Source organism: Bradyrhizobium sp. 26S5 (assembly GCF_036923295.1).
Taxonomy (GTDB): domain Bacteria; phylum Pseudomonadota; class Alphaproteobacteria; order Rhizobiales; family Xanthobacteraceae; genus Bradyrhizobium; species Bradyrhizobium septentrionale.
Window position 1 is genome coordinate 2,225,652 of sequence record NZ_CP145948.1, and the last position, 19,481, is coordinate 2,245,132.

Annotated in this window: 19 protein-coding genes; 9 read left to right on the forward strand and 10 right to left on the reverse strand. The window is 65.6% G+C overall.

Annotated elements, in window-relative coordinates:
- Positions 1-62 precede the first annotated feature (62 nt).
- Positions 63-998, forward strand: a complete 936-nt coding sequence (locus V5279_RS10405; RefSeq protein ID WP_166303418.1) for a LysR substrate-binding domain-containing protein — start codon at positions 63-65, stop codon at positions 996-998.
- Between the two features lie 235 nt (positions 999-1,233).
- Positions 1,234-1,584, forward strand: coding sequence for a hypothetical protein (locus V5279_RS10410; RefSeq protein ID WP_338697034.1), 351 nt, complete (start codon positions 1,234-1,236; stop codon positions 1,582-1,584).
- 9 nt (positions 1,585-1,593) lie between these two features.
- Here the strand turns inward: V5279_RS10410 and V5279_RS10415 are convergent, their stop codons facing one another.
- The 3 genes from V5279_RS10415 to V5279_RS10425 form a co-directional block, all read right to left on the reverse strand.
- Positions 1,594-2,307: a type 1 glutamine amidotransferase gene (locus V5279_RS10415; RefSeq protein WP_338697036.1), complete on the reverse strand. Its 714-nt coding sequence runs from the start codon at positions 2,305-2,307 to the stop codon at positions 1,594-1,596.
- Positions 2,308-2,392: 85 nt separating this feature from the next.
- Complete coding sequence (locus tag V5279_RS10420; RefSeq protein ID WP_414645914.1) at positions 2,393-3,355, reverse strand: hypothetical protein; 963 nt, start codon at positions 3,353-3,355, stop codon at positions 2,393-2,395.
- A 204-nt stretch (positions 3,356-3,559) separates the two neighbouring features.
- Positions 3,560-4,048, reverse strand: a complete 489-nt coding sequence (locus tag V5279_RS10425; protein WP_166303427.1) for an Lrp/AsnC family transcriptional regulator — start codon at positions 4,046-4,048, stop codon at positions 3,560-3,562.
- A 126-nt stretch (positions 4,049-4,174) separates the two neighbouring features.
- Between V5279_RS10425 and ald the strand changes: the two genes are divergently transcribed.
- Positions 4,175-5,290: an alanine dehydrogenase gene (ald, locus tag V5279_RS10430; RefSeq protein ID WP_338697039.1), complete on the forward strand. Its 1,116-nt coding sequence runs from the start codon at positions 4,175-4,177 to the stop codon at positions 5,288-5,290.
- Positions 5,291-5,569: 279 nt separating this feature from the next.
- Here the strand turns inward: ald and V5279_RS10435 are convergent, their stop codons facing one another.
- Entirely contained in the window at positions 5,570-6,358 is a 789-nt protein-coding gene (locus V5279_RS10435; RefSeq protein ID WP_338697041.1) for an IclR family transcriptional regulator, read from the reverse strand.
- A 145-nt stretch (positions 6,359-6,503) separates the two neighbouring features.
- Between V5279_RS10435 and leuC the strand changes: the two genes are divergently transcribed.
- From leuC to V5279_RS10465, 6 genes are read left to right on the forward strand one after another with little or no spacing between them, the layout of a single operon-like run.
- Positions 6,504-7,910, forward strand: coding sequence for a 3-isopropylmalate dehydratase large subunit (gene leuC / locus V5279_RS10440; RefSeq protein ID WP_338697043.1), 1,407 nt, complete (start codon positions 6,504-6,506; stop codon positions 7,908-7,910).
- A complete protein-coding gene (leuD, locus tag V5279_RS10445; protein ID WP_166303439.1) occupies positions 7,910-8,560 on the forward strand; it encodes a 3-isopropylmalate dehydratase small subunit in 651 nt (216 codons plus the stop codon). The genes leuC and leuD overlap by 1 nt, the downstream gene beginning before the upstream one ends.
- A complete protein-coding gene (leuB, locus tag V5279_RS10450; protein ID WP_338697046.1) occupies positions 8,557-9,690 on the forward strand; it encodes a 3-isopropylmalate dehydrogenase in 1,134 nt (377 codons plus the stop codon). The genes leuD and leuB overlap by 4 nt, the downstream gene beginning before the upstream one ends.
- Positions 9,690-10,751: an ABC transporter substrate-binding protein gene (locus V5279_RS10455; RefSeq protein ID WP_338697048.1), complete on the forward strand. Its 1,062-nt coding sequence runs from the start codon at positions 9,690-9,692 to the stop codon at positions 10,749-10,751. Before leuB ends, V5279_RS10455 begins: the two co-directional genes overlap by 1 nt.
- A complete protein-coding gene (locus V5279_RS10460) occupies positions 10,748-11,581 on the forward strand; it encodes an ABC transporter ATP-binding protein (RefSeq protein WP_338697050.1) in 834 nt (277 codons plus the stop codon). The genes V5279_RS10455 and V5279_RS10460 overlap by 4 nt, the downstream gene beginning before the upstream one ends.
- The gene (locus tag V5279_RS10465) at positions 11,578-12,450 is read left to right on the forward strand and encodes an ABC transporter permease (RefSeq protein ID WP_338697052.1); all 873 of its coding nucleotides are present in this window, start codon (positions 11,578-11,580) and stop codon (positions 12,448-12,450) included. The genes V5279_RS10460 and V5279_RS10465 overlap by 4 nt, the downstream gene beginning before the upstream one ends.
- A 51-nt stretch (positions 12,451-12,501) precedes the next feature.
- On the opposite strand, the gene V5279_RS10470 is transcribed toward V5279_RS10465, so the two are convergent.
- The 6 genes from V5279_RS10470 to V5279_RS10495 form a co-directional block, all read right to left on the reverse strand.
- Positions 12,502-12,678 carry a hypothetical protein gene (locus V5279_RS10470; protein WP_165126055.1) on the reverse strand — a complete coding sequence of 59 codons (177 nt, stop codon included), beginning with the start codon at positions 12,676-12,678 and terminating at the stop codon, positions 12,502-12,504.
- Positions 12,679-12,809: 131 nt separating this feature from the next.
- Positions 12,810-14,351: a galactarate dehydratase gene (gene garD, locus V5279_RS10475; RefSeq protein ID WP_338697056.1), complete on the reverse strand. Its 1,542-nt coding sequence runs from the start codon at positions 14,349-14,351 to the stop codon at positions 12,810-12,812.
- 184 nt (positions 14,352-14,535) lie between these two features.
- On the reverse strand, positions 14,536-15,984 hold the full coding sequence (locus V5279_RS10480; protein WP_338697057.1) for an aldehyde dehydrogenase family protein: 1,449 nt from the start codon (positions 15,982-15,984) through the stop codon (positions 14,536-14,538).
- Positions 15,985-16,002: 18 nt separating this feature from the next.
- Complete coding sequence (gene gudD / locus V5279_RS10485; RefSeq protein WP_338697058.1) at positions 16,003-17,358, reverse strand: glucarate dehydratase; 1,356 nt, start codon at positions 17,356-17,358, stop codon at positions 16,003-16,005.
- Positions 17,359-17,402: 44 nt separating this feature from the next.
- Entirely contained in the window at positions 17,403-18,344 is a 942-nt protein-coding gene (gene kdgD / locus V5279_RS10490) for a 5-dehydro-4-deoxyglucarate dehydratase (protein WP_338697059.1), read from the reverse strand.
- 125 nt (positions 18,345-18,469) lie between these two features.
- A complete protein-coding gene (locus V5279_RS10495; RefSeq protein WP_338697060.1) occupies positions 18,470-19,375 on the reverse strand; it encodes a LysR substrate-binding domain-containing protein in 906 nt (301 codons plus the stop codon).
- Positions 19,376-19,481 lie beyond the last annotated feature (106 nt).

Below are 19,481 nucleotides of genomic sequence, written 5' to 3' on the forward strand. Positions count from 1 at the left end.
AAACGGCCCCGTGAGGTCAAATACCTTGTTGACCCCCCACTTATAGGGAAACGGAATAAGCGATGGATTACAGGCAGCTTCGTTACTTCATCGCGGTGGCTGAAGAACTCAGCTTCAGCCGCGCAGCCAAACGTTTGCATGTCAGCCAGCCGCCGCTGAGCACGCAGATCAAGGCAATGGAGGCGGAGCTCGGGACGCGCCTGCTGGCGCGGACGCGGCGCGCGGTGGAACTCACGCAGGCCGGGCAATTGCTGCTGGAGCATGCGCGGCGCGCTGTCAGCGAGCTCGATCTGGCGTCAGAGACGGTTCGCCGTGCAGCGCGCGGCGAGGCCGGCATGATCCGCGTCGGCTTCACCGGCTCGGTGCCGATGCTCGACATGTTCGCCGAACTGTTCCGCAGCTTTCGCGCCAGCTATCCGCGGGTGAAGATCGAGCTCCGGCACATGTCGACGGCGACGCAGCTGCGGGCGCTCGCCGACGCCGAGCTCGATGTCGCGATCATGCGGCCGCCGCTCGATTTCAGGCCGGCGGCCGATTTGCAGGTCCATGTGGTGTGGCGCGACCGGCTGATGGTGTTCCTGCCGCTGGATCATCCGCTGGCCGGCGCCAAAGGTGCGCTCGAGATGGCCGATCTCGCCGATCACGAATTCGTCGGAATGGCCGAGAGCGGCTGCGGCGTCGGCGATCAGGCCGCGATGCTGTGCCGGCGGGCGGGCTTTGCCCCGCGCGTGGTGCAGGAGGCGCATGAACTGCGTACCGTGCTGAGCCTGGTCGCGGCCGGGATCGGGCTTTCGATCCTGCCGTCCTGCTACCAGCAGGCCGGCGTCATGAATGTGGTGGCGAAGCCGCTGGACACGCCGGATGCGGAGAGCCGCATGCTGGTGGCGATGCGCGCGAACGCCTCGCTGCTGCCGCGCCGCTTCGTCGAATGCGCATTGCAGGCGGCGTCGCGCAGTGCACCGCCGCTCGTCCCCGAGGTCGCCGCGGCGGGCCGTTGATCGCGCTCCAGCGAGCACGCGCGCGCTGCTTCCCGCGTGAGATTGCGGCGGCGCGCGCACCCCATACTTTCGTCGGCAGTAGTCTGCCGGAATGCAGTCTGGCGCTGCTCTTGCATAGCTGAATGGTAGGAGCTGGGGCGCCGATTCGCCGCGTTCTCGCCTGCGACCGCAATGTCGCGGGCGAACTGGAGTGATGCGCGCCCGCAGCGGGATCGAAATCTGTGGAGACGACACCATGCACGCCATCACGCGTGCGGCACTGCTGCTTGGGACGATGTGGCTGACATCGCCGTCCCTGGCGCGCGACGATGGCCGCTACGCCAATTCACCATTAAAACCCTGGTTTGAAAGCCTGCACAGTGGTTACGGACAATGCTGCTCGGATGCCGACGGCTATGTGGTCGCCGATCCCGATTGGGAGTCGGATCACGGCCATTATCGCGTCCACATCGACGATGAATGGGTCGCGGTGCCGAACGAAGCCGTGATCACCGAGCCGAACAAGATTGGGCGCACCATGGTGTGGAAGCACTATATCGACGGCCACCCGCGGGTGCGCTGCTTCATGCCGGGCAGCATGACCTGAGCGATCGTCTCACGCGGGCGCGCGGCCGGTGAGAAAACGCGTGATCACGCCGCCAAGCCTGGCGTGCTCGAGCGGCCCGGCGAGCGATGTCTTGGCGGTTTCGACCACAGCGTCCGGCGCGAGGCCGCGACGCAGGTCGCACAGCGCGTCGGCGTAATCGGCGGTGAATTCCGGATGCGGCTGCACCGACAGCGTGGTGCCGTTGGCATAGAGCAGCCCGGCATGCGGCGTGAAGTCTGATGACATGATGGTGCGTGCGGAGGCCGGCGGGGTGATCACCTGATCCTGATGCGAGCAGGCCGCGGCGATCGTCTCGCCCGCGATCAGCCCGTTGTTCGGTGCCAGCCGATAGACGTGGCGGCCGATGCCCCAGCCCTTCTCCGACTTGCGCACGGTGCCGCCGAGCGCCTGTGCGATGAGCTGATGGCCGAAGCAGACGCCGACCATCGGAATGCGCTTGTCATGCGCCGCACGCACAAAGGATTCGAGCGGCGCGATCCAGTCGACATCGTCATAGACGCCGGCCGACGATCCCGTGATCAGGATCGCATCCAGCGCCGCCGGCTCCGGCAGCGCCTCGCCGTTGGCGACGCTCACGACGTCGCAGGCAACAGAGGGATCGGCGGCAGCGACCATCCGCTGGAACATCTGCGAATAGCTGCCGTGGCGCTCGCGGAATTGCGGACTGACGAGCCCGGTTTCGATGATGGTGATGCGGGGCATGGGATGCGCGAATGAATAAGCGGGGACGCCCCAGCCTTTACTCCGAAAGCGCTGTTGGCCACAAGCTGCGGCCGGCGGCCACCGATCAATTGCGGGGCGTCGCCGCAGCTTCGATCGTGGCGGTGCGCTGCGCCGCCGGCGTCGTGCTCACGGTCGCCGGCGTCACACTCGTGCTGACGATCACGGGCTCGGTGCGGTAGCGCGGCAGCTGGTCCTCGAGCGAATAGCCGACGCAGAGCGCGAGGCTCGACCACACCGCCATACTGAAATACAGCGACATCCAGGCGATCTCCTCGCGCCACTCGGCGATGTCGTGGGTCACGACCCAGCGCCGGCTGACGTCGCGCAGCCCCTCGAGCGGGTGCAGCAGCGTGCCGCCGGCGGCGAGATTGGCGCGCCAGCGGTTCAGATACATCGGGACGTCGACGGTCATCAGGAAGGCGAGGAAGGCGGCGATGCCGACGATCGCGACGATGAAGGCCCAGCGCACCGGGCCATGAAACTCGGGCAGCAGGCACAGCGCAATCCCGACCAGGAAGAACACCACGGCCCAGATCGAGTTCTCGATCGCGTTGCAGAGATAATGGGTGGTCAGCACCGCATACCAGGAGAAGCATTCCGCGATCACGATCAGCGGCACGATGATCCAGGCGATGGTCACGGTGGTCTCGGCGCCGGTCATGGTGCCGAGCTGATACAGCACGATCGCCCATTGCGCGGCGAAGCAGACCTCGGCGACGGTGGCGACGGTGCGGCCGACCACGACGCTCGACAGCCAGGTGTCGACCAGGCAGATGCGCTGCACGTCGGCGCGCGGCAGCACCGAGCGGAACGCGCAGCCGAACACGTAGGCGGCGCAGAGCAGCAGCATCAACCCGATGCCGGAGGTGTTGCTCAGGCTGCCATTGGCCTGCTCGTGGAACTGGCGGTAAAGCGCGAACCACACCGCGATGTTGGCGGCGCTGACGAGGCTCAACAGGCCCCACCACCGGATCACTGGATTCGACCAAGCCAGCGAAACCGGCCGTGCCCGCCACTCCATGCTCATTCACCGCTCCGCGTTTAACCGAATTGACATTTGTATGTATTAATTCTGTCACAGGCGGCCGGGAATCACGACTAAAAAATGCGTGTGGCGCGGGCAGGCTCCAATTGTGACAGCGCGATTTGTGACAGTGAGATTTGTGACAGCGGGGCGTGGTGCGCGCCGCGGAATGACGATGCAGAAAGTGCTCGCTGCCTTGCCTAGCGCTCAACCGCGCAGCGCGGTCTCTGGAATGGTGCGGCGGACCACTTCGCGCATCGCGAAGCTGGAATGGATGCGCGCCACACCGGGCATCCGCGACAGATGCTGCTTGTGGATGCGCTCGAAGTCGGCGATGTCGCGGGCGATGACCTGCAGATGATAATCGTCGCTGCCCGACATCAGATGGCATGACACGACGTCGGGGCACCGCGCGATCGCGGCCTCGAATGCCGCCAGATAGTCCTCGCTCTGCCTCTCCAGCGTGATGGTCACGACGACCGTTGTCACAAGTCCCAGCGCGCTCGGCTCGAGATCGACGCGGTAACCGCGGATCACGCCGATCTCCTCGAGATGGCGGATGCGCCGCGCGCAGGCGGTCGGCGATAGCCCGACCTTTTCCGCAAGCTCGATCTGGCTCGCGCGGGCATCAGTGACCAGCTCGCCGAGGATTCTGAGGTCGATACGATCGAGACCGTCCACGCAGTTTTCCTTCAAGAGCTGAGCCTACGACGAAGGATATGAGCGTATCTGGATGTGCACAAGCCGGAATTCGCTGAGAAACGCCGTGTGACGGGGAATACGCTCGAGGCTGGCGGAAGCGAACCATTCAAGGAGCGGACCATGCGCATCGGCGTGCCCAAGGAGATCAAGGTCGAGGAATATCGGGTCGGGCTCACGCCCGCCTCGGTGCGGGAATATGCGGCGCATGGACATGAGGTGGTGGTGCAGCGCGGCGCCGGCGACGGCATCGGTGCCGGCGACGACGTCTACACGCAGGCCGGCGCGCGGATCGCCGATACCGCCGACGAGGTGTTTGCCGTCGCCGACATGATCGTGAAGGTGAAGGAGCCGCAGCCGGCCGAATGGGCCCGGCTGCGCGAGGGACAGATCCTCTTCACCTATCTGCATCTTGCGCCCGACGTCCCGCAGACCAAGGGCCTGCTCGCTTCCGGCTGCACGGCGATCGCCTATGAGACCGTGACGGATGCGCATGGCGGGCTGCCGCTGCTGGCGCCGATGAGCGAGGTCGCCGGCCGGCTCGCGATCGAGGCCGCGGGCGCTGCGCTGCGCAAATCCGCCGACGGCATGGGTAAGCTGCTTGGCGGCGTGCCGGGCGTTCCGCCGGCAAGGGTTGCGATCATCGGCGGCGGCGTGGTCGGTACCCATGCGGCGCGGATGGCCGCCGGGCTCGGCAGCGACGTCACCATCCTCGACCGCTCATTGCCGCGGCTCCGCGCGCTCGACGATCTTTTCATCGGCCGTGTCCGCACCCGCTACGCCACGCTGGAGGCGATCGAGCAGGAGATCATCGCCGCCGACGTCGTGATCGGCGCGGTGCTGGTCCCTGGCGCCAGCGCGCCCAAGCTCGTCTCGCGCGCGCAGCTCGCCAGCATGAAGCGCCGGGCGGTGCTGGTCGACGTCGCGATCGACCAGGGCGGCTGCTTCGAGACCTCGAAGCCGACCACGCACCAGGCGCCGACCTATCTGGTCGACGACATCGTGCATTACTGTGTCGCCAACATGCCGGGCGCGGTGCCGGTTACCTCGAGCCACGCGCTCAACCACGCCACTTTGCCGTTCGGCCTGGCGCTGGCATCGAAGGGACTGCGCGCGCTGGTCGAGGATCCGCACCTGCGCGCCGGCCTCAACGTGCATCGCGGCCGCATCACCAACCGCGCCGTGGCCGAGAGCCAGCATCTCGCGGTCGTGATGCCGGAGGAGGCGCTGGCGTCGTGAGGCCTGGCTCACGCTGCGGATATTGGGCCTAAGCCTTTCACCTAACTCCGTCATGCCCGGCCTTGTGCCGGGCATCCACGTCTTTACTTCCGCAGCGTTGGGAAGACGTGGATGGCCGGGACAAGCCCGGCCATGACAAAATGAAGTCAACTCTGTAGCCCGGATGCAGCGAAGCGAAATCCGGGGCTGGTCTTTCCGCGGAGGAACTGCCCCCGGATTGCGCTTCGCTGCATCCGGGCTACGGTTCCGTCATCCGCATGCGTTTAGCGTCCTGAGAGGTCATTTCTCAACGAATCCTGGCCTGGCTTCATCTGCCAGTTTCTTCAGCCGGATCTGCATGACTTCAATGATGCGCGCGCGCTTCGCCGCAATTCGTTCGATTGGTCCGCCGATGCCGATCGCGAGCGGAGCGCGTCTCCTGGGTAGGGGTACAAGCATGCCTATTGTGTTTGCGCCCGGCGTCGTGCGGCCGCTGGACTCGGAAAAGCCGCGGCGGCGAATGCGCTCGACCTCTTCGAGAAAGGCCGATTCGCGAACGCGCGCCGACTGACTCGGCTCCTCAGCGTTATTGCGACGGATGATGCCGCGAATTTTGGTGTTTGGCATTTGGCTCAGCAGCACGTGTCCGAGCGCGGTACGAACCATCGGTCGTATTTGACCAGCATGTGCAATGAACTGAAGCTGATAGCCGCCGCGTACAACGTGTAGATACTGCATCCCGGCGGCGCCTGCCTGTTGTCCAAGCATCACGGTTTCGCCGCCAGTCGCGGTCCAGAGTTCCTCCATCAGATCGGTGAGCTTTGTATCACGGAACGGAGAACGACGGATCCAATCACCAAGCAGATTTACCCGGTAGCTAGGGATGAAACGCCGGGTCTGTCGGTCGTATTCAAGGTAGTTCAATTCAACGAGACTGCTAAGCAGTACCGATGTGCTCGATTGGGGCATCTCCAACGCGGAAGATATTTCAGTCACGGAAGCAGCCCGCTTTGTTTCCCGAAAGAATTCCAGAACTGCAAACGTCCGCATGGCCGATTTGACAATGGCCGTCTTATTCGAGCTCGGCATGGCTGTCTCCCCGGCGGGTCAATGACCGCACCTCCATCACATATGTGATGTTAGGACGAAACTGCTTCACTTGACGACAACTTTGGCACAGATTGGCGCCAATAAGATCAAGCCGTATGGAAACGCAGAGAGCAGGGGAGGGCGGATGCCCGGACGAAGTTTGCTCGAGAAGATCTGGGACCAGCATGTCATTGCCCGCCTCAGCGAGGACACCGATCTCCTGCATATCGACCGCCATCTGCTGCACGATCTCGGCGGCTCGCGCGGCCTGCTCGACCTGAAGAGCAGGGGGCTCAAGGTTCACAATCCCGAACTGGTCTTCGCGACGCCGGACCATGCGCTGTCGACGGCGCCCGGCCGCACTGGGACCAGCAAGATCGGCATGGAATTGCTGGCCGCGCTTCGCCTCGAGACCGCGGCGAGCGGCATCACGCTGTTCGATGTCGACCAGCCCGGCCAGGGCATCGTCCATGTCATCGGGCCGGAACTCGGCTTGAGCCTGCCGGGCGCGACGATCGTCTGCGGCGACAGCCACACCTGTACCCATGGCGGCCTCGGCGCACTCGCCTTCGGCATTGGATCGAGCGAGCTCACCCATGTGCTGGCGACGCAGGCGCTGATCCAGAAGCGTCCGAAAACGATGCGCGCGCGCTTCGAAGGCAAGCTGCCGCTCGGCGTCACCGCCAAGGACATGATCCTGGCGCTGATCGGGCATATCGGCGCCGCCGGCGGCAACGGCTACGCGGTCGAATATGCCGGCAGCGCGATCCGGGCACTGCCGATCGAGGGCCGGCTCACGATCTGCAACCTCTCGATCGAGCTCGGCGCCAAGATGGGCATGGTGGCGCCCGACGAAAAGACCTTCGAATTCCTGCGCGGCCGCCCCTATGCGCCGCAGGGCGAGATGTGGGATCTCGCGGTGAAGGCGTGGCGCGAGCTGCCGAGCGATCCGGACGCGGTGTTCGACCGCGAGGTCGTGATCGATGTCGAAAAGATCATCCCGCAGGTGACGTGGGGCATCAGCCCAGAGCACGTCGTCGGCGTCGATGGCGTCATTCCCGATCCGAAGACGGTCGACGATCCGGCGCGGCGCGCCGCGATCGAGACCGCGCTCGACTATATGGGCCTGCAAGGCGGCGCACCGATTGCCGGCACGCCGATCGACTGGGTGTTCATCGGCTCCTGCACCAACAGCCGGCTGAGCGATCTGCGCGCCGCGGCCGAGGTCGCGCGTGGCCGCAAGGTCGCGGCCGGCGTGCGGGCCTGGGTGGTGCCGGGCTCGGAAAACGTCAAGCGCGAGGCGGTGGCCGAGGGGCTCGACAAGATCTTCATCGACGCCGGCTTCGAGTGGCGCGAGCCGGGCTGCTCGATGTGCCTTGCCGCCAATGGCGAGGTGGTGGCGCCCGGGCAGCGCTCGGTCTCGACCTCGAACCGCAATTTCGTCGGCCGCCAGGGGCCGCGCGCCCGCACGCATCTGGCGAGCCCCGCGAGCGCGGCGGCCTCAGCCATTGCCGGCGCGATCGCCGATGTCAGGATGATGGGACGCCAGTGATGCCGAAACCGTTCGACAAGCTCACCGCAACCGCTGCGCCGATCATGCGCGCCAATATCGACACCGACGTCATCATCCGCATCGAGCGCCTGGTCGGCAATTCGATCCGCGGCACGCTCGGCAAATGGGCGTTCGGCTCGCTGCGCTATCTGGCCGACGGCTCGGAGAATCCGGATTTCATTCTCAACCGCGAGCCGTACCGCGAGGCCGAGATCCTGGTGACGGGGCCGAATTTCGGCTGCGGCTCGTCGCGCGAAGGCGCGGTGTGGTCGCTGCAGGAGCGCGGCATCCGCGCCATCATCGGCTCCGGCTTCGGCGACATCTTCTTCGCCAACTGCTTCCAGAACGGAATCCTCCCCGTCATCGTCGACAAGGCGGTGGTGGATTCGCTTGCCGCCGACATCGAGGCGACGCAGGGCGCAGGCAAGGTCTCGATCGATCTGGAGGCCCAGACCATCGTCTCGCCGTCGGGCGCGCGGCATTCGTTCGAGATCGACCCGCGGCGGCGCGACGGGCTCCTGAAGGGGCTCGACGAGGTGGCGCTGACGCTGCAGCGCGACGACGAGATCCACGCCTTCCAGGCCGCCGACCGCGCGGCGCGGCCCTGGATTCATTCTACAAGGACACCCGCTTCAAGGACACCTGCATGAGCACGCAATCCAACATGGTCAAGGTCGCCGTCGTCGGCGGCGAGGGCATCGGCCCCGAGGTCACCGCGCAGTCCCGCCGCGTGCTCGACTGGTTCGCGGCCAAACGTAACGTGCCGATGACGCTGCGCGAGGCGCAATACGGCCTGATCCCGTATCTGGCGACCGGCAAGGTGCTGCCCGAGGACACGGCCGAGGCGATGGACGAGGCCGACGCGATCCTGTGGGGCGCGACCGGCGGGCCGGAGACGACCGAAGTGCCCGCGGCCGCGCGCAAGGCAGGCAGTCTGCTGGGCCTGCGCAGCAAATACGATCTCTACGCCAATTTGCGGCCGATCGTGGCGAGCCCGGCGCTGTCGGCGTCGGCGCCGCTCAAGGCCGAGGTGCTCGACGGCGTCGATTTCGTCATCATCCGCGAATTGACCAGCGGCATTTATTTCGGCGAGCCGCGCGGCATTGAGACATTGCCCGATGGCCAGCGCCGCGGTTTCAACACCGAGCAATACACCACCAACCAGATCCGCCGCGTGGCGCGCTCGGCGTTCGAGCTGGCGCGGACCCGGCGCAACAAGGTCTGCTCGGTCGACAAGGCCAATGTGCTGGAGACCAGCGTGGTCTGGCGCGAGGAGGTGATCAGGCTGCACAAGGAGGAGTTCTCCGACGTCGAGCTGACCCACCTCTATGTCGACAACGCCGCGATGCAGATCGTGCGCGAGCCACGGCAGTTCGACGTGATGGTGACCGGCAACATCTTCGGCGACATCCTGTCCGACTGTGCGGCGATGGCCTCGGGCTCGCTCGGCATGCTGCCGTCGGCCTCGCTCGGGCCGGTCGATCGCTTCGGCCGGCGCAAGGCGCTGTATGAGCCGGTGCATGGCAGCGCGCCCGACATCGCGGGCAAGGGCATCGCCAATCCGCTCGGCTCGATCCTCAGCGTCGCGATGCTGCTGCGCCTGACGCTGAACCGCCCCGAGGATGCCGACCTCCTGGAAAAGGCGGTGCAGACCGCGCTGGCGTCCGGTGCGCGCACGGCCGATATCGCCGAGGCCGGCGCGAAAAAACTCTCGACCGTCCAGATGGGCGATGCTGTGCTCGGCGCGCTGGACAGGATTTCGGCCAAGGAGCACGCGTGATGGCTGATGTCGCCATGCCCCACATTTCGAGGCGATCGGCGCTGACGGTGATCGCCGCCAGCGGCGCGGCGCTGGCTACGGGGCGTGCGTGGGCGCAGGCGGCCACCGGCCGCGCGATCTATCCGGTCGCGGTGCCGGTCTATCAGACGCAATTTGTTGCGGATCGCATCGGCTTCTTCAAGGAAGCCGGGCTCGACTGCAAGCTGCTGCAGGGCGGCAGCGGCGTGAAGACCCGCGAGATCATCGCCTCGTCGCAGGGCGATATCGGCATCGGCGACGTCACCCATCCGATGCAGCTGACCAATCACGGCCGCGCCGCGCGCGTGCTGCTGCCGGTCGACACACGGTCGAACTCGGTGATGTTCATCATCCGCAAGGATCTGAAGGACCAGGGCATCAACTCGCTGGAGGCCTTCACCCAATGGAAGCGGCCCGACGGCCGCAAGCCGATCGTCTCGGTCTCCTCGCTCGGCGGCACCAACCATGTCTGGGCGTCCTACTACATGGAAACCATGGGTCTCGACGACAAGGTGACCTGGATCGGCACCGGCAATGTCGACACCATGCTGGGGTCGCTGAAATCGAAGCAGGTCGATATCCTGGTCAGCTCGCTGTCGCTGCTCAACGAGGCACAGCAGCAGGGCTGGGGTGAACTGCTGTTCGACGGCACCGACGAGGCGATCTGGAACAAGCATATTGGCGGCAAGGTGCCGGTGACCGCGCATTTCACGCTGCAGGCAACCATCGACAAGGACCCTGCCAAAATGCAGGCCTTCGTCACCGCGCTGTGGCGTGCGTCGCAGTGGATCAAGACGCACAAGCCGACGGAGGTTTATGACGCGATCGAGCCCTATGTCGGCAGCACCTCGCGTGACGCCAATCTGCTCGAGATCACGGCGATCCAGAAGGTCGCGGACTATGAGGGCACGATCGACGCCGCAAGCTTTGCGCGCGGCGAGAAGGTCTGGTTCCGCGAGATGACCGGCATCAAGCCGCTCAAGATCGCCGACGTGGTCAACTCCAACCTGATCGACGCGGCGCGAAAGGCCTATCCGGGTTGAGCGCGCTCGAGACGAGCGTCACTCTGTCACCGCGCGCCTCGGCCGACCGCCGCGTCGAGGTCAACGGCCTGTGCAAGTCGTTCCAGCTTGCCAAAACCACGATCGAGGCGGTGCGCGACGTCACTTTCGACGTCCGGCGCGGCGAGTTCGTCGCGCTGCTCGGGCCGTCGGGCTCGGGCAAGAGCACCGTGCTCAACATGATCGCCTCGCTGATCCGCCCCACCGGCGGCGAGATCCTGATCGACGGCAAGCGCGTCGTCGCCGGCAAGGCGACGCCCGATGTCGGCTACGTCTTTCAGCGCGACACGCTGTTCCCCTGGCGGACGGTGGCCGACAATATCGGCTATGGGCTGGAGCTCGCGGGCGTGGCCGTGAGCGAACGGAAAGCGCGCATCGCGGAATGCGTCGCGCAGGCTGGGCTGAAGGGATTTGAGAACGCCTATCCGTCGGCGCTGTCGGGCGGCATGCGGCAGCGCGCGGCGTTGATGCGGACCCTGATCGTCGAGCCGCAGATCCTGTTGATGGACGAGCCGTTCGGCGCGCTCGATACCCACACCAAGATCGACATGCACGAGGTGCTGCTCCGGATCTGGGAACGCGAGCAGCAGACCGTGCTGTTCGTGACCCACGATCTCGGCGAGGCGCTGACACTCGCCGACCGCATCATCCTGTTCTCGGCGCGGCCGGGCCGGATCAAGGACATGTTCGAGGTCGACTTCGCCCGCCCGCGCGATGCGGTGAAGGTGCGCGAGACCCCGCATTATGCCGAGCTGTTCCAGCACATCTGGCATTCGCTCGGCGAGGAATTCGTCAAGGGCCGCAGCCCATGAAGCGGTACAGCATGATGAACACGATCGGCTGGCAGGTCCTGATCTGCGCAATCGTGCTGTCGGTGTGGCAATGGGGCTATGACCTGCGTACGAAACTGCCGTGGCTGGTGCCGGATCTGCTCGATCCCTACTTCATCTCGAAGCCGTCGATGATCTACGAGAATTTCCTGATCCAGAGCTGCCTCAAATCGAAGCTCGGCGTCTTCAACGGCTGGTTCAACGGCGACTTCGCAAGGTGCCTGGCGCGCAACGAGAACAATCTCTGGGCGGCGACCGCCATCACGCTGAAGAACACCTTCTTCGGCTTCGTCACCGGCGTGGTCAGCGGTTTCGTCGCCGGGCTGATCCTGGGGCGATCCGACCGCCTCAGCGCGATTTTCCAGCCCTTCATCACCGCGGTGAATTCGATCCCGCGGATTGCGCTGGCGCCGATCATCGTGCTGGCGTTCGGGATCGGCGACATGTCGAAGATCGTGACCTCCTGGATCGTCGTGGTGTTCCTGGTGTTCTTCAACACCTTCGAGGGCGCGCGCTCGATCGACGAGGGTTTTACCAATGCTGCGCGTCTGCTCGGCGCCAGCGAGTGGCAGATCACCCGCACCGTGGTGATCCCCTCGACGATGGCCTGGGTGTTTGCCTCGCTGACGCCCGCCATTTCCTTTGCGTTGATCGGCGTGATCGTCGGCGAATTCATCGGCGCCGAGCGCGGCATCGGCCGTCTCATCATCGAGTCGGAGGCGCGCGGCGAGGCCTCGGGCATGATGGTCGCGGTCGTGGTGCTGATGCTGGTTGGTGTCGTGCTGTCGGCGATCATCTGGCGGCTGCAGGCCTATCTGCTGCGCTGGCAGCGGCAGCGCAGCGCCGAATAGAAAGCGGCCCGCGGCGACATTTGATTTATCGCGCACGGGCCACCTTGGGTGTTAGGCCGCCGTTTCCGACGGCGAGCTCTCGCCGTCGAGCCAATCCTGCTCCTTGGCCAGCGCGCGCCAGGCCGCTTCCATGCGCTTGAAGCGATTATAGGTCGGCTCGTCGTCGGCGCGCTCGGCAAGCTGCGCGCAGTTCTCCGCATTGTCGAGAAAGTGCTGCGATTGTTTCATGGAACGTCCTCCTGTTGCTGAGGACGTGGGACATCAATTCGGGCGATTCAACGCGCGGAACATGAGCATTTCGCCACGCTGGTGAATGTCTGTTCAGCGAGTTCCATGCGCGTTGATGATCGGCGCCGGTCCTAGGTCACCGGCGCCGGGTTGAACAGCGTCAGATCGTTGTGGATGCCCCAGCGATCCGACCACGGTTTTGTCCGCCCGCTCGCGACGTCGAGGATCAGCCGGAACAGGTCCCAGCCGGTCTCCTCGATGGTCTTCTCGCCGGTCGCGATGCAGCCGGCGTCGAAATCGATCAGATCCTTCCAGCGCCGCGCAAGCTCGCTGCGGGTCGCGACCTTGATGACGGGTGCGGCGGCGAGGCCATAGGGCGTGCCGCGGCCGGTGGTGAACACCTGCAAGGTCATGCCGGAGGCGAGCTGCAGCGTGCCGCAGATGAAGTCGCTCGCCGGTGTCGCCGCAAACAGCATGCCCTTCTGCCGCGCCTTCTCGCCGGGCGACAGCACGCCCGCGATCGGGCCGGAGCCCGACTTGACGATCGAACCCAGTGACTTCTCGACGATATTGGCGAGCCCGCCCTTCTTGTTGCCCGGCGTGGTATTGGCGCTGCGGTCGGCGCCGCCGCGGGCGAGATAGGCGTCGTACCATGCCATCTCGCGGATCAGCGCGCGGCCGACATCCTCGTTGACGGCGCGGCGGGTCAGAAGCTGGATCGCGTCGCGCACCTCGGTGACTTCAGAGAACATCACGGTGGCGCCGGCACGCACCAAGAGGTCCGCGGCGAAGCCGACGGCGGGATTCGCGGTGACGCCGGAGAACGCATCGCTGCCGCCGCATTGCAGGCCGATCACGAGATCGGCGGCCGGGCAGGTCTCGCGCGTGCGGGCGTTGAGGACCTTCAGCCGCGCCTCGGCCTGGGTCATGATCGCGTCGACGATGGCGCCGAAGCCGTCAAAGGCCTCGTCCTGCATCCGTACGATGGCGTCGCTGATGCCTTCCGGCACCAGCCGTTCCGGCGCGAGCTTCTCGCAGCCGAGCCCGACCACGAGGATCTCGCCGCCGAAATTCGGGTTGAGCGCGAGATTCTGCAACGTGCGGATCGGCACCACGGCATCGGGAGCGGTGATCGCGACGCCGCAGCCATAGGCATGGGTCAGCGGCACGACGTCGTCGACATTGGGATATTTCGGCAAGAGCTCAGTACGGATGCGCTTGACCGCATATTCCATCGTGCCCTTGACGCATTGCACGGAGGAGGAGATGCCGAGGATGTTCTTGGTGCCGACCGAGCCGTCGGGATTGCGATAGCCTTCGAAGGTAAAACCTTCGAGCGGCGGCAGGGCAGGCGGCACCGCGGTCGCGATCTCGAGCTGATCGAGCGGCGGCGCGTCCGGCATGCGGATGCGTGCCTCGTCGACCCATTCGCCGGCCAGGATCGGCTTAAGCGCATGGCCGATCACCTCGCCATAGCGGATGATCGGCGCGCCCTCGGCGATGTCTTCCAGCGCCGTCTTGTGGCCCTGCGGCACGAAGGCGCGCAAGGTCAGGCCGCAGGCGAAGCGGGAGCCCGCCGGCAGGCCGAAATCATTCACGACGATCGCGACATTGTCGCGTTCGTTGAGCTTGATGTAGCGGGGCTGCTCCTTCGCGCCGATCGACTGGTCCATGAGGGCTCTCCTGAGGTTTCGGCGCCAACGGCTTTCTTGCTTTACCCTTCCCGCTTGCGGGGGAGGTCGGCACGCGTAGCGTGACGGGTGGGGGCTCTCTCCGCGGTATGACTCGTGGAGAGAGCCCCCACCCCAACCCTCCCCCGCAAGCGGGAGAGGGGGCGCACTTCCCGTGCAATGGGTCTCAACCCGGGAACGTATAAGCCGTCTTCACCGTGGTGTAGAACTCGCGGGCATAGGCGCCCTGTTCGCGCGCGCCGTAGCTCGAGCCTTTGCGGCCGCCGAACGGCACGTGATAGTCGACGCCGGCGGTCGGCAGATTGACCATCACCATGCCGGCCTCGCTGTTGCGCTTGTAATGCGAGGCGTATTTCAGGCTTGACGTGCAGATGCCCGAGGCGAGGCCGAACTCGGTGTCGTTGGAGATCGCGAGCGCCTCCTCATAATCCTTGGCGCGGATCACGCAGGCGACCGGGCCGAAGATCTCCTCGCGGGCGATGCGCATGGTGTTGGTGGCTTCGGTGAACAGCGCCGGCTGCAGGTAGAAGCCGGGCGTCTCGCGGTTCAACAGCTCGCCGCCCCAATGCAGACGGGCGCCCTCATCCTGGCCGATCTTGATGTAGCGGAGGTCCTGGTCGAGCTGGCTCTGGTCGACCACAGGGCCGACATGCACGCCGCTCTTCAACGCGTCATCCACCGAAAGCCCCTTCATCCGCTCGGTCATCGCGGCGACGAAGCGGTCGTGAATCCCTGCGGTGACGATCAGGCGCGAGGACGCGGTGCAGCGCTGGCCGGTCGAGAAATAGGCGCCGTTGACGGCGACCTCGACCGCGACCTTGAGGTCGGCGTCGTCAAGCACGACCAGCGGGTTCTTGCCGCCCATCTCGAGCTGGAACTTCTTCATGGGGTTGGAGACCACGCAGGCCTGCGCGATCTTGCGGCCGGTCTGAACCGAGCCGGTGAAGGAGATCGCGGCGACGTCGGGATGTTCGAGCAGGGTCTGGCCGACCACCGAGCCCGAGCCGACCACGAGGTTGAAGACCCCTGCCGGAATGCCGGAGCGCGCGATGATCTCGGACAGCGCATGCGCCGAGCCCGGCACCAGCTCGGCCGGCTTGAACACCACTGAATTGCCGTAGCAGAGCGCGGGCGCGATCTTCCAGGCCGGGATCGCGATCGGGAAATTCCACGGCGTGATCATGCCGACGACGCCGACCGGCTCGCGGGTGATCTCGACATCGAGACCCGGACGAACCGATGCGCCCTTCTCGCCGATCAGCCGCAGCGCCTCGCCGGCAAAGAATGCAAAGATCTGCCCGGCGCGCGCCACCTCGCCGATGCCTTCCGGCAGCGTCTTGCCTTCCTCGCGCGCCAGCAGACGGCCGAGCTCTTCCTTGCGGGCGAGGATTTCGACCGAGATCCTGGTCAGCGCGTCAAAGCGCTCCTGCGGCGTCGCGCGCGCCCAGGCCGGGAAGGCGGCCTTTGCCGCGGCGATCGCCTTTTCGGTCTGCGCCTTGTCGGCCTTGGCGTATTCGCCGACGACGTCCTTGGTGTTGGAGGGATTGATGTCCCGCGTAATGCTTGTTCCGTCGACCCATTCGCCGGCGATGAAGTTCTTCTGGTGAGCGGTCATGTTTCCAACCTTTCTTTTCTAGCGCACGAGGCAGGGACGCTTGTCGTCGAAGGTCCAGCCGGGGATCAGGAACTGCATGGCCAGCGCGTCGTCGCGGGCGCCGAGGCCATGCTGCTTGTATAGCGCGTTCGCAGCTTCAATGGCACCGCGATCGACCTCGATGCCGAGACCCGGCCGATCCGGGATCGCGATCTTGCCGCCCTTGATCTGAAGGGGCTCTTTGGTCAACGCCTGGCCATCTTGCCAGATCCAGTGGGTGTCGATCGCGGTCACCTTGCCGGGCGCGGCGGCGCCGACATGGGTGAACATCGCCAGCGAAATATCGAAATGGTTGTTGGAGTGCGAGCCCCAGGTCAGGCCGTTGTCGCGGCAGGTCTGCGCCACCCGCACCGAGCCCTGCATGGTCCAGAAATGCGGATCGGCGAGCGGGATGTCGACCGCGCCGAGGCGCAGCGCGTGGGAGAGCTGGCGCCAGTCGGTCGCGATCATGTTGGTTGCGGTCGGCAGCCCCGTAGCGCGGCGGAACTCGGCCATGATCTCGCGGCCGGAGAAGCCGGCCTCGGCGCCGCAGGGATCCTCGGCGTAGGCGAGCACGCCACCCATGTTGCTGCAGAGCCGGATCGCCTCGTCGAGCGACCAGGCGCCGTTCGGGTCGAGCGTGACGCGGGCGTTGGGGAAGCGCTTGGCGATCGCGGTGACGGCCTCGATCTCTTGTTCGCCGGCGAGCACGCCGCCCTTGAGCTTGAAATCGGCAAAGCCGTAATGCGCCTGCGTCGCTTCGGCGAGGCGCACGATCGCGTCCGGCGTCATCGCGACCTGATGGCGCAGGTTGAACCAGTCCGGCTTGCCGGTCTCGCCCTCGACGTAAGGCAGGCTGGTCTTGCTGCGATCGCCGACGAAGAAGAGATAGCCGAGCGTCTCGACGCTGGCGCGCTGCTGGCCTTCGCCGAGCAGCGCCGCGACCGGGAGATTGAGATGCTGGCCGAGCAGATCGAGGAGTGCGGATTCCACGGCCGTCACCGCATGGATGGTGACGCGCAGATCAAAGGTCTGCTTGCCGCGGCCGCCGGCGTCGCGGTCGGCAAAGGCCTGGCGCATCGACGCCAGGATGTTGTTGCAGGCGCCAATGGTCTGGCCGACGACGAGGTCGCTTGCGTCCTCGAGCGTCTTGCGGATCTTCTCGCCGCCCGGCACCTCGCCGACGCCGGTGTGGCCGGAATTGTCGGTGAGGATGACCAGGTTGCGGGTGAAGAACGGCGCATGCGCGCCGCTCAGATTGAGGAGCATGCCGTCGCGGCCGGCCACCGGAATCACCTCCATCGCCGTGACGACGGGGGCGCCGGTAAAGCCGGTGCGGATCGTGTCTTGAATCATCTGCTCCTCCCTTGGTCTTCTTTCCGTTCTTGCGCCGCTTCGGCCTATTCTGCCGCTTGCTGTCTCGCAGCCTGCGGCAGCTTGGCCACCAGCGCCGCGAGCTCGGCGATCTCCTGCTCGGTGAGATCGGTGAGCGGCGGCCGCACCGGGCCGGAATCGCGGCCGATCACCTTCATGCCGGCCTTGATGATCGAGACCGCATAGCCCTTCTTGCGGTTGCGTATCGCGATCAGCGGCAGGATGAAATCCTTCAACCCTGCATGGATGGTCTGATGATCGCGCCGGCGCACCGCGGCATAGAAATTGGTGGCGAATTCCGGCACGAAGTTGAACACCGCCGACGAATAGGTGGTCACGCCCATGTCGAGATAGGGCAGCGCAAAGGTTTCCGCCGTGGGGAGCCCGCCGATATAGGTCAGGCGGTCGCCGAGTTTGGTGTAGACGCGGGTCATCAGCTCGATGTCGCCGATGCCATCCTTGTAGCCGACTAGGTTCGGGCAGCGCTCGCACAGGCGCGCCAGCGTATCGGGCTGGAGGATCGCATTGTCGCGGTTGTAGACGATGACGCCGATCTTGACCGACGCGCACACCGCCTCGACATGCGCGGCGAGGCCGTCCTGCTCGGCATGTGTCAAATAAGGCGGCAGCAGGAGCAACCCGTCGGCGCCCGCCTTCTCGGCGCCGATCGCGATCTCGCGCGCGATCGCGGTGCCGTAGCCGGTGCCGGCCAGCACGGGAACGCGGCCCTTGGTCTCCTCGACCGCGACCTTCACGACCTGCGGAACTTCGGATGGCGTCAGCGAGAAGAACTCGCCGGTGCCGCCGGCGGCGAACAGGCCGGCGACGTCATAGCCGCACAGCCAGTCCATATTGGCGCGATAGGTCGCCTCGTCGAACGAATGGTCCGCGTTGAACGGGGTCACGGGGAAGGACAGGAGGCCGCCACCGATTCTCGCGGCCATCTCCTGAGGGGTCATCTTGCTCATGGCACCACTCCTAAAATGCTGTTGGGAACGGATGCGCGAGCAGCGCGCGTCCATGGCGAGATTTCTAGGAAATCGTTCGATGCGCGTCCAAGCCAAACGCGGTATCGAGCGATGCACAATCTGCATCAATCGCCGCGCAGATGCGGGCCAGCGATTTCGGTGGCGATCTCGATCAATGCCGGCAGCAGCTGGTTCTCGTGATCGCGCCGCCATACCATGAACAGCTCGACCGGCACCGGCGTGCGCAGCTTCAGCGGCTTCAGCCGGACATCCGCGATTTTTAGGCTCGCGGCCGCTTCCGGCACGATCGCGACGCCGAGCCCGGCGCGCACCATGGCGAGGATCGAGTGGATCTGGCTGAGATGCTGGACATAGCGGGGCAGCACGTCGGCGCGGGTGAACATCGAGACCAGCAGATCGTGGAAGTAGCGCGCTTCATAGGGCGAATACATCACGAAGGGCTGGTCGTCGAAATCCTTGATGCTGACGGTCTCGGCCGCGGCCAGCGGATGCTTTTTCGGGATCGCCGCAAGCAGCGGCTCGGCCACGACGCGCCGGCTGGCGAATTCCGGCCGCGCGATCGGCGGGCGCAGCAGGCCGGCATCGATCTGGCCGGTGGTCAGCGCCTCGAACTGATCGCCGGAGACCATTTCCTTAAGGGAAAAATCGACCTCCGGCAGGCGGGAGCGGGCGGCCGCGATCAGGTCGGGCAGGAAGCCATAGGCGGCCGCGGCCGTAAAGCCGATCTTGAGCGAGCCGGTCTTGCCGAGCGCGATGCGCCGGGCGACCTGCGAAGCGGATTCCGCGAGCTTGAGGATACGCCGCGCCTCCGGCAAGAAGCTGCGTCCCGCCGGCGTCAACCGCACCGAGCGGCTGGTGCGCTCCAGCAGCGGCGCGTCGATGATGTGCTCGAGCACCTGGATCTGCCGGCTCAGCGGCGGTTGGGTCATGTTGAGCCGCGCGGCGGCGCGGCCGAAGTGCAATTCCTCGGCCACCGTGACGAAACAGCGGAGCTGGTTCAGGTCGAACATCGATGCTAGCCTGGAATGGATCGTTCGAGGATTTGTACGTTCTAGCATCGATGCCTCCCACTGGCCAAGAAGACAAAGACGGCGGCCGAAGCCGCCGTTGATGTGT